Annotated in this window: 13 protein-coding genes and 1 pseudogene; 9 read left to right on the plus strand and 5 right to left on the minus strand. The window is 70.9% G+C overall.

The genetic code is table 11. The annotated features are described in order from the left end of the window. Positions 1-72: 72 nt before the first annotated feature. Genes QUE38_RS12225 through rhaS form a run of 4 tightly spaced genes read left to right on the plus strand, consistent with a single transcriptional unit; the run spans position 73 to position 4,731 of the window. Positions 73-1,539: a sugar ABC transporter ATP-binding protein gene (locus tag QUE38_RS12225; protein ID WP_286308516.1), complete on the plus strand. Its 1,467-nt coding sequence runs from the start codon at positions 73-75 to the stop codon at positions 1,537-1,539. Next, positions 1,536-2,570, plus strand: a complete 1,035-nt coding sequence (locus QUE38_RS12230; RefSeq protein WP_286308517.1) for an ABC transporter permease — start codon at positions 1,536-1,538, stop codon at positions 2,568-2,570. Before QUE38_RS12225 ends, QUE38_RS12230 begins: the two co-directional genes overlap by 4 nt. Next, positions 2,567-3,625 (plus strand): ABC transporter permease, encoded by a 1,059-nt coding sequence (locus tag QUE38_RS12235; RefSeq protein ID WP_286308518.1) that lies wholly within the window; start codon positions 2,567-2,569, stop codon positions 3,623-3,625. Before QUE38_RS12230 ends, QUE38_RS12235 begins: the two co-directional genes overlap by 4 nt. 53 nt (positions 3,626-3,678) lie before the next feature. Further along, entirely contained in the window at positions 3,679-4,731 is a 1,053-nt protein-coding gene (rhaS, locus tag QUE38_RS12240) for a rhamnose ABC transporter substrate-binding protein (protein WP_286308519.1), read from the plus strand. A 149-nt stretch (positions 4,732-4,880) separates the two neighbouring features. Here rhaS and QUE38_RS12245 read toward each other — a convergent pair. From QUE38_RS12245 to QUE38_RS12255, 3 genes and pseudogenes are all read right to left on the minus strand, one after another. Continuing rightward, positions 4,881-5,902: pseudogene (locus tag QUE38_RS12245) on the minus strand (1-aminocyclopropane-1-carboxylate deaminase). Then, the gene (locus QUE38_RS12250; RefSeq protein ID WP_286308520.1) at positions 5,869-6,576 is read right to left on the minus strand and encodes a GntR family transcriptional regulator; all 708 of its coding nucleotides are present in this window, start codon (positions 6,574-6,576) and stop codon (positions 5,869-5,871) included. The pseudogene QUE38_RS12245 and the gene QUE38_RS12250 overlap by 34 nt, the downstream one beginning before the upstream one ends. A gap of 55 nt (positions 6,577-6,631) precedes the next feature. Beyond that, entirely contained in the window at positions 6,632-7,294 is a 663-nt protein-coding gene (locus tag QUE38_RS12255) for a DUF2461 domain-containing protein (protein ID WP_286308521.1), read from the minus strand. A 108-nt stretch (positions 7,295-7,402) separates the two neighbouring features. On the opposite strand from QUE38_RS12255, the gene QUE38_RS12260 reads away from it, so the two are divergent. Then, positions 7,403-7,645 carry a hypothetical protein gene (locus QUE38_RS12260; RefSeq protein ID WP_286308522.1) on the plus strand — a complete coding sequence of 81 codons (243 nt, stop codon included), beginning with the start codon at positions 7,403-7,405 and terminating at the stop codon, positions 7,643-7,645. A 3-nt stretch (positions 7,646-7,648) separates the two neighbouring features. Here QUE38_RS12260 and QUE38_RS12265 read toward each other — a convergent pair whose 3' ends face one another. After that, positions 7,649-8,683: a YeiH family protein gene (locus QUE38_RS12265; RefSeq protein WP_286308523.1), complete on the minus strand. Its 1,035-nt coding sequence runs from the start codon at positions 8,681-8,683 to the stop codon at positions 7,649-7,651. A gap of 89 nt (positions 8,684-8,772) precedes the next feature. Here QUE38_RS12265 and QUE38_RS12270 point away from each other — a divergent pair, with 89 nt between their 5' ends. From QUE38_RS12270 to QUE38_RS12280, 3 genes are all read left to right on the plus strand, one after another. Next, positions 8,773-9,198, plus strand: a complete 426-nt coding sequence (locus QUE38_RS12270; RefSeq protein WP_286308524.1) for a VOC family protein — start codon at positions 8,773-8,775, stop codon at positions 9,196-9,198. Positions 9,199-9,259: 61 nt separating this feature from the next. Continuing rightward, a complete protein-coding gene (locus QUE38_RS12275; protein WP_286308525.1) occupies positions 9,260-9,487 on the plus strand; it encodes a hypothetical protein in 228 nt (75 codons plus the stop codon). Between the two features lie 97 nt (positions 9,488-9,584). Continuing rightward, on the plus strand, positions 9,585-10,283 hold the full coding sequence (locus QUE38_RS12280) for a hypothetical protein (RefSeq protein ID WP_286308526.1): 699 nt from the start codon (positions 9,585-9,587) through the stop codon (positions 10,281-10,283). Between the two features lie 28 nt (positions 10,284-10,311). Here the strand turns inward: QUE38_RS12280 and QUE38_RS12285 are convergent, their stop codons facing one another. Next, the gene (locus QUE38_RS12285; protein ID WP_286308527.1) at positions 10,312-11,001 is read right to left on the minus strand and encodes a TetR/AcrR family transcriptional regulator C-terminal domain-containing protein; all 690 of its coding nucleotides are present in this window, start codon (positions 10,999-11,001) and stop codon (positions 10,312-10,314) included. A 115-nt stretch (positions 11,002-11,116) separates the two neighbouring features. Between QUE38_RS12285 and QUE38_RS12290 the strand changes: the two genes are divergently transcribed. After that, on the plus strand, positions 11,117-12,148 hold the full coding sequence (locus tag QUE38_RS12290) for an NAD(P)-dependent alcohol dehydrogenase (RefSeq protein ID WP_286308528.1): 1,032 nt from the start codon (positions 11,117-11,119) through the stop codon (positions 12,146-12,148). Positions 12,149-12,160 lie beyond the last annotated feature (12 nt).

Raw genomic sequence — 12,160 nt, forward strand, 5'->3', positions numbered from 1 at the left:
ACGAGGAGGAGCAATGGTGCAGACGAGCACCTCAGCCAGCGCGGCACCCCCGCGCTGGAGCTCTCACGAGTCGTGAAGTCCTTCGGAGCAGTCGTCGCACTGAGCTCCGGCAGCCTCACGCTCGAACAAGGATCCATCCACGCGCTGATCGGTGAGAACGGCGCCGGCAAGTCGACGCTCGTGAAGATCGTCGCCGGCCTCTACCGCCGCGACTCGGGCGACTTCCGCCTGCGCGGCGAGGACGTCGACTTCTCGAACACGGCCCAGTCGAAGGCAGCGGGCATCGCCGTCATCTACCAGGAGCCGACGCTGTTCCCCGACCTGTCGGTCACCGAGAACATCTTCATGGGCCGCCAGCCCACCAACCGGTTCGGCCGCATCGACCGCAAGGCCATGCGCACCGAGGCAGTCGAGATCTTCGAGCGCCTCGGCGTTCGCCTCGACCCCGACCGCCTCACCGAGGGCCTGTCGATCGCCGACCAGCAGATCATCGAGATCGCCAAGGCCATCTCGCTCGACGCGCGCGTGCTCATCATGGACGAGCCGACCGCGGCGCTCTCGGGCGTCGAGGTCGAGCGGCTGTTCGCCGTCGCGCGGAGCCTCCGCGACGAGGGCCGTGCGCTGCTGTTCATCTCGCACCGCTTCGACGAGGTGTTCGACCTGTGCGACACCGTCACGGTCATGCGCGACGGCAAGTACATCGACACCATGCCGATCGCGGAGACGTCGATCGACGAGCTCGTGCGCCTCATGGTCGGCCGCGACGTCACCGAGATGTTCCCGAAGCTGCCCGCCGAGATCGGCGACGACGTGCTCGTGGTCGACGGGCTCACCAGCACGGGCGTCTTCCACGACATCTCGTTCACCGTGCGCTCGGGCGAGATCGTCGGCCTCGCCGGCCTCGTCGGCGCGGGCCGCAGCGAGGTCGTGCGCGCCATCTTCGGCGTCGACCACTACGAGACGGGCAGCGTGCAGGTCAACGGCCAGCCGCTGCGCAAGGGTCGTCCGACCGCGGCGATGGCGCAGGGCATCGCGCTCGTGCCGGAGGACCGCCGCAAGCAGGGCCTCGTGCTCGACCAGAGCGTGACGCGCAACGTCACGCTCGCGATCCGCAAGCGCCTCGCCAAGTGGGGCCTCATCTGGGGCGGCCTCGAGAACGCGTCCGCCGAGATCTGGGCGAGCCGACTCGAGGTCAAGACCGCCGCGCTCGACGCGGAGACCGGCACCCTCTCGGGCGGCAACCAGCAGAAGGTCGTGCTCGGCAAGTGGCTCTCGACCGAGCCGAAGGTGCTCATCGTCGACGAGCCGACCCGAGGCATCGACGTCGGCACCAAGGCCGAGGTGCACCGCCTCATCTCGAAGCTCGCCCAGGAGGGCCTCGCGATCATCATGATCTCGTCGGAGCTGCCCGAGGTGCTCGGCATGGCCGACCGCGTGCTTGTCATGCGCGAGGGCCGCCTCACGGGCGAATTCGATCGAGCGGATGCCACGCCGGAGGCCGTCATGTTCGCCGCGACCGCGGAAGGAGCGGCAGCATGACCGCCGTCGACACCAAGCCGTCCGCCGGCAACGCCTTCGCGCGCAGCATCGGGCACGTGCTCAAGGCCCGCGAGACGGGCATCGCGATCGCGCTGATCGCGGTCATCGTCGTCGCGACGGTGAGCAACCCGAACTTCCTCTTCTCGTCCGACGGGTTCCGCGACCTGCTGCTGACGCCGTCGCTGCTCATGGTCGTGGCCGTGGGCCAGGCGATCGTGATCATCACGCGCAACGTCGACCTGTCGGTCGGCTCGGTCCTCGGCCTCACGGCCTACCTGACCGGCCGCCTGTTCATCGACATCCCGGGCATCCCGCCGATCCTGGTGTTCGTCGCCGGTGTCGGCCTCGGCGCCCTGCTCGGCCTCATCAACGGCGCGCTCGTCGCGTTCGCGAAGGTGCCCGCGCTCGTGATCACGCTGGGCACGCTGTACATCTACCGCGGCATCAACGTGGCGTGGACGGGCAGCGACCGCATCAACGCGTCCGACCTGCCGGCATCGTTCCGCGACCTCGGCACGGGCGAGCTGCTCGGCATTCCACTGCTGACGATCTTCGCGGTCATCGTGCTGGTCGTCGCGGCCTGGTACCTGCGCAACCTGCGCAGCGGTCGCGAGCTCTACGCCATCGGCTCCGACCCGGCCGCCGCGCACCTGTACGGCCTGCGCGTCACCCGCCGCGTGATCGCCGCGTTCGTCGTGAGCGGTGCGCTCGCCGGTGTCGCGGGCGTGCTCTACGCCGCCCGCTACGGCACGGTGAGCTCGAGCGCCGGCCTGGGCCTCGAGCTCCAGGCGATCGGTGCGGCCGTCATCGGCGGTGTCGCGATCTCGGGCGGCGTGGGCACCGTGTGGGGCGCCGCGATCGGCGCCTACCTGCTGCTGACCATCAACCGCGCCCTGCCGATCGTCGGCATCCAGGACTTCTGGCAGCGGGCCGTGGTCGGCGTGCTCATCATCGGCGCGATCGTGCTCGACCGCGTGCTCGCGGTGCGCCAGCATCGACGACTCATCGAACAACGGGAGGAGAAGCCATGACGTCCGCGATCGACACCGAACACGGCCGACGCACCTACTCGGCCCACGCGCACCCGCTGTGGCGTCGCCTGCTCGTCACGCGCGAGTCGGCCATCATCGGGCTGCTCTTCCTCGTCGTGCTCGTCGCCACCATCGCGGTGCCGAACTTCGACAGCCCGCTGACCCTCACGTTCCTGATCCGCGAGATCGCACCGATCCTGCTGATCGCCCTGCCGATGACGCTCATCATCATCACCGAGGAGATCGACCTCTCGGTGGCGAGCATCGTGGGCCTGTCGAGTGTCATCACGGGCCTCGGGGTGCAGGCCGGCTGGCCGCTGCCGTTCGCGGCGGTCGTCGCGATCCTCGTCGGCACGGTTGCCGGTGCCATCAACGGCGCCCTGGTCACGTTCGTCGGCCTGCCGTCGCTCGCCGTCACGATCGGTACGCTCGCGCTGTTCCGCGGCATCGCCGTGGGCCTCCTCGGCACGACCGCGATCAGCGACTTCCCGGAGTTCTGGACCGACCTGACACGCATGAACATCCCCGGCACGCCGATGCCGCTGATCATCGTGCCGTTCCTCGTGCTCGCGATCATCTTCGGGGTGCTGCTGCACTTCACGCCGTTCGGGCGCTCGCTCTACGCGATCGGCCTGAACAAGGAGGCGGCCGCGTTCTCGGGCATCAACGTCGGGCTCACGAAGTTCTGGCTGTTCGTCATGAGCGGCGCGGTCTCGGGCTACGCCGGCGTGTACTTCACGCTGCTGTACAACAACGCCCGCGGCGACAACGCCACCGGCCTCGAACTGCAGATCATCGCCGCGGTGCTCCTCGGCGGCGTCTCGATCTTCGGTGGTCGCGGTGCGCTGCCCGGCGTGATCGCCGGCGTACTGCTCATCGGCACCCTGTCGAGCGCGCTGCGCCTGGCCGGCGTGACCAGCGACATCATCAACGTCATCACCGGTGTGCTCCTCGTGGCATCGGTGGTGTCCGCAAGCTTCCTCGCCTGGCTGCGCACCAAGCGCGTCTCGGCGATCGGGAGGAAGAAGGGCCGAGCTGAGGCATCCGATGGCTGAAGGCCCCCTGTCACCAAGACCGGAACAGTAACGCACCAAGGAAGGAAACAATGATGTTCACTCTCAAGAGGAAGCGCTTCGGCGTCGGGCTCGCGGCGGTCGCCGCGACGGCCGCGCTCGTGCTCACCGGCTGCTCGTCGGACGGCTCGTCGGACGGCGGCTCGTCGGACGGCGGCTCGGACGCCGGTTCGTCGGACGTGTCGATCACGATGCTGCCGAAGAACCTGGGCAACCCGTACTTCGACACCTCCACCGGCGGTGCCGAGGAAGCGGTGTCGGAGATGGGCGGCACGTTCGAGGAGGTCGGCCCGTCGGAGGCGTCGCCGACGTCGCAGGTGCAGTACATCCAGACCGCTGCGCAGCAGGGCGTGGGTGGCCTGATCGTGTCGGCGAACGACCCGGAGGCGATCTGCGACGCGCTCGACGAGGCGCGCAGCGTCGGCGTCAAGGTCGTCACGTTCGACTCGGACACCAACCCCGAGTGCCGTGACCTGTTCATCAACCAGGCCACTGCGGAGGGCATCGCGCAGGTGCAGGTCGACCTGATCACCGAGCAGATCGGTGACGAGGGCCAGATCGCGATCCTGTCGGCCTCGGCCAACGCGACGAACCAGAACGCGTGGATCGAGATGATGGAGGCCGAGCTCGAGGCGAACCACCCGAACGTGGAGCTCGTCGAGGTCGCCTACGGTGACGACGACGACCAGACGTCGTTCGACAAGACCGCTGCGCTGCTGCAGACCTACCCGGAGCTCAAGGGCATCGTGTCGCCGACCACGGTCGGCATCGCGGCCGCGGCTCGCTACCTGCAGACCTCGGAGTTCCAGGGCGAGGTCGCGCTGACCGGTCTCGGCACGCCGAACCAGATGCGCGAGTACGTCGAGGACGGCACGGTCACCGCGTTCGCGCTGTGGAACCCGGCCGACCTGGGCTACCTGGCCGCGTACGCGACCGCCGCGCTCATCTCCGGTGAGATCACCGGTGCCGAGGGCGACACCTTCGACGCCGGCACGCTCGGCTCGTACGAGGTCGGCGCGGACGCCAGCGTGCTGCTCGGCGACCCGTACGTGTTCGACGCGGACAACATCGGCGACTTCGACTTCTAAGCCGAACCGCTGCACCGGAGCGCCCCGACGGACCACGTGTCCGCCGGGGCGCTCCCGTCTGCGCGGGCGGGGCAGGCGAGCGGATGCCACGGGCGGGCGCCCGCGCCCGGCGCGCGCTCCGCGCCGCGAGGCATCCGCTCGCCGTGCCCTCAGTGGTAGCGGCCGCTGTAGGCGTTCAGCGCGGGCTGCCCGCCGAGGTGGGCGTACAGCACGTTCGAGCCCGCCGGGATGTCGCCGTCGCGCACCAGGTCGATGAGGCCGGCCATCGACTTGCCCTCGTAGACGGGGTCGAGGATGACGCCCTCGAGTGAGCCGACCAGGTGCATCGCGGCATCGGTCGACTCGACCGGGATGCCGTAGAAGTCGCCCGCCCAGCCGTCGAGCACGGTGATCTCGTCGTCGCGCAGGTCGCGCCCGACGCCGATCAGTTCAGCCGTGTTGCGCGCGATGCGCCCGACCTGATCGCGGGTCTCGGCGAGCTTCGCCGACGCGTCGATGCCGAGCACGCGCCGACGCGGCCCGCCGAAGTTGTGCTCGAGGTCGGCGAACCCGGCGATCATGCCGGCGTGCGTCGAGCCGGTCACCGAGCACACGACGATCGTGTCGAAGAAGACGCCGAGCTCGCGCTCCTGCGCCGCGACCTCGTGGGCCCAGTTCGCGAAGCCGAGCCCGCCGAGGCGGTGGTCGGATGCCCCGGCCGGGATCGCGTACGGCGTGCCGCCGGCCGCCTCGACATCGGCGATGGCCTCGCGCCACGAGTCCTTGAAGCCGATGCCGAAGCCCGCGGGGAGAGGCGCACGTCGGCGCCCATGAGGCGCGACAGCATGATGTTGCCGACCCGGTCGTTCACCGAGTCGGGCCAGTCGACCCAGTGCTCCTGCACCAGTACGGCTTTCACGCCGAGGTGCGCGGCGACCGCGGCGACCTGTCGGGTGTGGTTCGACTGCACGCCACCGATCGACACGAGCGTGTCGGCCCCCTGCGCGAGCGCGTCGGGCACGAGGTACTCGAGCTTGCGCACTTTGTTGCCGCCGTAGGCGAGGCCGCTCGAGACGTCCTCGCGCTTCATCCAGATGCGGGCGCCGCCGAGGTGGGCGCTGAGCCGGTCGACCGGGTGGATCGGGCTCGGCCCGAATGTCAGTGGGTGGCGGGGGAAGTCGGCGAGTGCCATGGTGCTCCTTCTTCTACGGGGTGGTCCGCGTCGAGCAGGCGCCCGAGCGTGGACCAGTTGTCGCGGGTCGCGATGCCGGCCGCGCCGGCGTCACCGGCGGCGCAGAGGTCGATGATGCGGTCGTGGTCGGCGACCGAGCCGCGACCGGCGAGCGAGGAGAACCGGGCGCGTTCGAGGCGGCGCAGCAGCGGGGTCACCTGCTCGAGCATCGCCGGCAGCAGCGGGTTGGCGCTGGCGCCGACCGCCACCGCGTGGAAGTCGTCGTCGGCACGCACGGCGGCGTCGACGTCGTCGTCGCGAAGCGCCGCGGCGAACCGGGCGTTGGCGTCGCGCATGGCGTCGAGGTCGGCGGCGGTGAGCTGCGGCACGGCCTCGCGCACGGCGAGCTCGTGCAGCGCGGCGGCGATGCGCTGCGCCGCGAGCGCGGTGCGCACATCGAGCGGGGCGACCGTGGTGGCCTTGGCGCGTCGGGTCTGCACGAGCCCGGCGAGCTCCAGCCGCGCGATCGCCTCGCGGATCGGCGTGCGGCTCACGCCGAGCCACTCCTCGAGCTCGGGGTCGCGCAGCCGTGCACCGGGTTCGAGCGCGCCGCTCACGATGGCGTCGCGCAGCTGGCGGTAGGCGTAGTCGCGCAGCGAACTCGGGCGCTCGGCGGGCGCGGGACTCAGCAACATGCAATATATTGCAGCGTTTGAAGGGCTGGCTGTCAAGTCGTGCGCGGGCGGGGGCTCAGCGCCGCCGGCCGGCCCCGGCGGCGATCTCGGCGCCGAGGTTCTCGCGCAGCCAGTCGCACCAGATCGAGACCGTGCGCCACTGGTCGCGCACGATGTCGAGCGCGTCGGGCGTCCACATCCAGTCGGCGGGCGGCTCGGAGCGGCCGATGGCGAGGTGCTTCAGCCGCAGCAGCTCGATGCGCGGGTGGTCGACCGAGTAGCCGCGCGGCGCGGTGCGCAGGGCGTCGTCGCGCATGGGCGAGAACCCGTCGGCCGCCGTCTCCTCGAGCGTCGCCTCGAGGTCGCCCGCGAGCTTCGGGTCGTCCACGATCTCGCGGAACCGCGCGAGCGCCTTCGGCGGCACCTCGAAGCTGCCGCCGCCGACGAGCAGTCCGTCGGCGCTGAGCTGGAGGTAGTGCGCGACCGACGCGCGCGACACGAGCCCGATCTGCACCTTGTACGGCGACTTGTCGGCGCTGAACCGCACGTCGCGGTACGGGCGGAAGATCTTCACCGGGCCGAACTCGACCGCGAGCTCCTCGCCGAGCGCCGCGAACGGCCCCCGTACGCGCTCCTCGTACCTGGCCTTGTGCTCGGCCCACCACGCCTTCGTGTTGTTCGCCGCGAGTTCGGTGAAGAACGCCGGTGCGTCAGGGTCGAGTCCGGTGAATGCCCCCATCCGCCGATCGTAGCGCCGGGATTCACGCGAGTGGTGAGCGATCGTCACCTCGGTGAAACACGGCGGGCGGATGCTGGGCGCAACGCAACAGGCACGAGGGGAGGGCGCATGGACGACGTCACGGTCGCGCTGGCGATCGCGCTCGCGGCGGCATCCGTCACCCTCGGCGCGCTCGCGCACGCGGCGCTCTGCCCCTACGTCACGCGCACGACCCGGCACCGCGCGCTCATGCTGCAGGCCGCCGCGCCGGTCGTCGGCAGCGTGTGCTGGCTCTGCTACGGGGCCGTGCTGCACGCGCGCGTGCAGTGGGCGGTCTTCGCGATGACCCGCTGGGCACGCATCAACGGGTAGTGGTCAGGCGCCGGTGACGGCGATCACCACGAGGGCCGTCACCGCGACCACAGTCGAGAGGATGCCGCCCAGCACGAGCGGTCGCGCCCCGGTCGCGCGCAGCGCACGCACGTCGGTCGAGAGCCCGATCGCCGCCATCGCGGTCGTGATGAGGAACGTCGCGGCCTGCCCGAGCGCCGCCTCAGCGGCATCCGGAATCACCCCCAGCGACGCGATCGCGGCCATCACCAGGAACCCGACGAGGAACCACGGCACCAGCCCGAGCACGCGGCGCACGGTGAGCGGCGGATGCTCCGAGCCCGCCTCGCGCACGGCCCGGCGCCGCACGTGCACGGCCAGCCCGACCGTGATCGGAATGATCATGAGCGTGCGCACGAGCTTCACCACGATCGCGCCCTGCAGCGCGACCGATCCGTACACGGCGGCCGTCGCGACCACCGACGACGTGTCGTTGACCGCGGTGCCGGCGAACAGCGCGAACGCCGCCTGGTCGAGGCCGAGCGCGTGGCCGATCAGCGGGAAGACCGCGACGGCGACCATGTTGAAGAGGAAGATCGTCGAGACCGCGTAGGCGATGTCCGCGCTCGCGGCGCCGATCACGGGCGCGACGGCGGCGATGGCGGATGCCCCGCAGATGCCGGTTCCGACGCCGATGAGCGTGCGCAGGTCGCCCACGACACCGAGCGCGCGACCGACGAGCCAGGCCGCGCCGAGACACGCGGCGAGCGTGATCAGCATGATCGGCAGCGACTCGAGCCCGACGTCGACGATCTGCGCGAGGGAGAGCTGCGTGCCGAGCAGCACGACCGAGAGCTGCAGCACGCGGCTGCCGGTGAACGCGACGCCCGGCTGCAGCACTCGGCCGGGCCGGCGCACGAGCGCGATCGCCAGCCCGATCGCGATCGCGGGCAGTGCGCTGCCGAGGAGCGGCAGCGCCCGCCCGATCAGGGTCGCGACCACGGCGATCGCCAGCGCGAGCGCGAGCCCCGGCAGAAGGCCGACCAGGCGCCGCGCGGTGCCCTCGGACGGTTCGGTCATGGGTCGAGCATCTCGCGAACGCCGCGGAATTGCCCCTGCCGCGCCGCAACCGACCGGCGTAGCCTGCTGGGGTCGGAGGAGGATCGGACATGTCCAACCTGGTGGTGCACTTCGAGATCCACGGGACGGAGCCGCAGCAGCTGATCGACTTCTACTCGAAGCTGCTCGGGTGGACGTTCACGCAGTACGGCGAGATGGAGTACTGGAGCATCGACACCGGCGACGGGTCGATCCGGCCGAGCGAGGGTGCAGCGGGGCACGGCATCAACGGCGGCCTGCTGCGCCGCGAGGGCTCCGCGCCGATGCCGGGCGCCTCGGTGAAGGGGTGCAACCTCGTGATCGCCGTCGACGGTATCGACGGGCTCATGGCCACCGGCGTCGAACTCGGCGGGAGCGTCGCGCTGGCCGCCGAGGACATGCCGGGCCTCGGGCGGCTGGGGTACCTGCTCGACCCCGACGGCAACGTGTTCGGCATGCTCCAGTCGACGCTCTCCGACGGCACCCCGGCCATGTAGTCCGGCCGGCTGGTGCGGCGCAGTCCCGCGGAATGTCGGTGGTGCGGCGGAACATGGAGGCATGGACACCACCACCTACATCACCGGGCGCGAACTGCGCCCCGGCGACATCGTGGTGAACCCGTACGGTGACGCGTTCCCCATCACGAAGGTGCGTGCCATCGGCGCGGGTCGCCGCGTGACCTACGAGCGCAAGGGCGGCAAGGCCGCCAGCTTCACGGTGCCGGCTGACGGCCTGACCCGGGTGTTCCTGCCACGGCGCAGTGCGCTGGCCGGCGCGGACGCCTGATCCGCCGGCGCCCCGCGCGCGGCTGCTTGCAGCCGCAGGGTCTCTCGGCCATGATTCCCACATGGGCGGCACGCGACCGCCGGCGAACAGAGGAGCCATGGCCGATTCCGAGTCCCGCGACGAGACGGGCGGCACGTCCACCGCAGCGGCATCGAAGCCCGCGAAGACGAAGCTGTCGGCGAAGAAGTGGGGCAAGAAGCAGCGCTCGTTGATCGACATCATCGCGGTGTTCGTGCTGTCGATCACCGCCGTGCTCACCGCCTGGTGCGGCTTCGAGGCGTCGAAGTGGGGCGGCGAGATGTCGATCGCGTTCAGCCAGGCGTCGTCCTCCCGCATCCAGTCGACGAACTTCGAGGGCGAAGCGCGCGACGCGCGCATGTTCGACCTCGTCATCTGGGCGTCCTACGTCGAGTCGGTCGCGAACGACGAGCCGGCGCTCACCGCCTACATCGAAGAGCGCTTCACCCCGCACTTCGCCGTGGCGTTCGAAGACTGGGACGCGAGTGGCCGCGAGGAGTCGGGCCCGTTCGTGATGGAGTCGTACGTGCCGCCCGGCACTGTCGAGGCCGCCGAGCTCGGCGAGCGCGCCGACCAGAAGTTCCAGGAGGCGCTCGACAACAACCAGCGCGGCGACAACTATTCTCTGCTGACGGTGCTCTTCGCCCTCGTCCTGTTCCTCAGCGCCATGGCGCAACGCGACATCTCGCCGAAGGCGGCGTGGGGGCTGCTGGGCCTCGCGATGGTGGTCGCGGTGGTGGGCATCGTGATCCTCACCACGTTCCCGATCAAGATCTGAGGCGCGGCGCCCGGTCGGGCGGCGTGGTTCAGGCGCCGGCGCGGGCCTTGGCCTCGAGGCCGTCGAGCACCAGGTCGAGCGCGAAGCCGAACTCGGTCGCGTCGTCGCACCAGCCGATCGTCGAGTCGGGGTCGTCGTGCGCCACCTCGGCGAACATCGCGACGAGGTGCGGCGTGCGCGCGGCGAGCGCCTCCGCCGCGGCTGCATCCGGCTGGCTGTCGTCGGTCACCAGCTCCTGGCTGAACCCGAACATGCGGCTGCCGAGCGCGTGCATCGCGTGGTGGATGAGGTCGTACGAGAACCCGCCCGAGCGCAGCGTGCCGACCACGGCGTCGGCGTAGCCCGCGGTGATCGCGCCCGGGAAGGCCCGCGTCTGCATGATCACGGTGGCCCACGGATGCCGCAGCATGACCTCGCGCGCCGTCAGGATGCGCGCGCGCAGCGACGCCTTCCACTCCGGGTCGCGCTCGGGCACCGCGTAGCCGCCCGTCGCGGCCTCGACCTCGTCGAACACCAGCTCGACCAGGCCGTCGAGCAGGGCGTCCTTGTTGGGCACGTGGTAGTAGAGCGACATCGGCTCGACGCCGAGTCGGTCGGCGAGGCGGCGCATGGTGACGGCCTCGAGGCCCGACTCGTCGGCGAGTTCGAGCGCGTCGCGCAGCACGCGGTCGCGCGTGAGCGGCGCGCGCCTGGTGTCGCGCCCGGCCGTGGACGTCATGGCGACCTCCTTCGTCCCGTACAGCGTACGGCGAGGGGTTGACGACCCCGCTGCGACTCGCTATCTTACAGCGTAAGTCGTACAACGTAAGGTTACGACTCGAGGGGAGCCAGACATGACCACCACCACACGCCGGACCACGTCCGCCGGCACCGCATCCGCCGCCACCGACACCATGCGCGCGGCCGAGTACCGCAGGTTCGGCCCGCCCGAGGTCGTCGCCGTCACGCGGGTGCCGAAGCCGGTGCCCGCGCCCGACGAGCTGCTCGTCCGCGTGCATGCGAGCACCGTGAGCATCGCCGACCACCGCATCCGCAGCCGACGTGTGCCGCGCGGCCTGCTGCCCCTGGTCGCTCCCTCGATCGGCGTGTTCCGCCCGCGCAACCGCGTGCTCGGCATGGAGGCGGCCGGCACGGTCGAGGCCGTCGGCGCCGACGTGACGCGGTTCGCCCCCGGCGACGAGGTCGTGCTCATGCGCGGCTCGCGCTTCGGCGGCCACGCCGAGTACGTGACCGCGCGCGAGGCCGGCACGGTGGCGAAGAAGCCCGCCGCCCTGTCGTTCGAGGAGGCCGTCGCGATCGTGTTCGGCGGCTACACGGCGGTGTCGTACTTCGGCCGTGCCGAGATCGGCGAGGGCACGCGCGTGCTCGTCAACGGGGCATCCGGCGCCGTGGGCACCATGGCCGTGCAGCTCGCCGCCCACCGCGGTGCGATCGTCACCGGGGTGACGAGCGGCCGCAACGCCGAGCTCGTCCGCTCGCTCGGCGCTGCCAGGGTCATCGACTACGAGACCGAGGACTTCGCCGCGGGCGACGACACCTGGGACGTGATCGTCGAGTGCGTCGGAAACGCGCCGTACTCCCGGGTGGCCGGCTCGCTCGCCCCCGGCGGCGCGCTGCTGCTGGTCATCACCGACCTCGCCGGCATGCTCCGCGCCAAGCGCGACTCGCGCCGCAGCGGCGGGGTGGTCACGGCATCGGGCCCGGCCCTCACGCAGGAGCAGTTCGCCGACCTGCTCGAGCTCGCCGCGAGTGGCGCGATCCGCCCGGTCATCGACCGCACCTACGACCTCGACGACATCGTCGAGGCGCACCGCTACGTCGACACGGGTCGCAAGCGCGGCTCGGTCGTCGTGCGGGTGCCCTGACCAGGGCAGAAA

Origin of the sequence: Agromyces mangrovi (genome assembly GCF_030296695.1) — a bacterium.
GTDB classification, from domain to species: Bacteria; Actinomycetota; Actinomycetes; order Actinomycetales; family Microbacteriaceae; genus Agromyces; species Agromyces mangrovi.

Excerpts from the sequence above, each read along its gene's own strand:
- QUE38_RS12275 (WP_286308525.1), top strand. The coding sequence starts at position 9,260 with ATGGACACCACCACCTACATCACCGGGCGCGAACTGCGCCCCGGCGAC.
- QUE38_RS12265 (WP_286308523.1), bottom strand. The coding sequence starts at position 8,683 with ATGACCGAACCGTCCGAGGGCACCGCGCGGCGCCTGGTCGGCCTTCTG.
- QUE38_RS12290 (WP_286308528.1), top strand. The coding sequence starts at position 11,117 with ATGACCACCACCACACGCCGGACCACGTCCGCCGGCACCGCATCCGCC.
- QUE38_RS12230 (WP_286308517.1), top strand. The coding sequence starts at position 1,536 with ATGACCGCCGTCGACACCAAGCCGTCCGCCGGCAACGCCTTCGCGCGC.
- QUE38_RS12280 (WP_286308526.1), top strand. The coding sequence starts at position 9,585 with ATGGCCGATTCCGAGTCCCGCGACGAGACGGGCGGCACGTCCACCGCA.
- QUE38_RS12235 (WP_286308518.1), top strand. The coding sequence starts at position 2,567 with ATGACGTCCGCGATCGACACCGAACACGGCCGACGCACCTACTCGGCC.
- QUE38_RS12270 (WP_286308524.1), top strand. The coding sequence starts at position 8,773 with ATGTCCAACCTGGTGGTGCACTTCGAGATCCACGGGACGGAGCCGCAG.
- QUE38_RS12255 (WP_286308521.1), bottom strand. The coding sequence starts at position 7,294 with ATGGGGGCATTCACCGGACTCGACCCTGACGCACCGGCGTTCTTCACC.
- QUE38_RS12285 (WP_286308527.1), bottom strand. The coding sequence starts at position 11,001 with ATGACGTCCACGGCCGGGCGCGACACCAGGCGCGCGCCGCTCACGCGC.
- rhaS (WP_286308519.1), top strand. The coding sequence starts at position 3,679 with ATGTTCACTCTCAAGAGGAAGCGCTTCGGCGTCGGGCTCGCGGCGGTC.
- QUE38_RS12250 (WP_286308520.1), bottom strand. The coding sequence starts at position 6,576 with ATGTTGCTGAGTCCCGCGCCCGCCGAGCGCCCGAGTTCGCTGCGCGAC.
- QUE38_RS12260 (WP_286308522.1), top strand. The coding sequence starts at position 7,403 with ATGGACGACGTCACGGTCGCGCTGGCGATCGCGCTCGCGGCGGCATCC.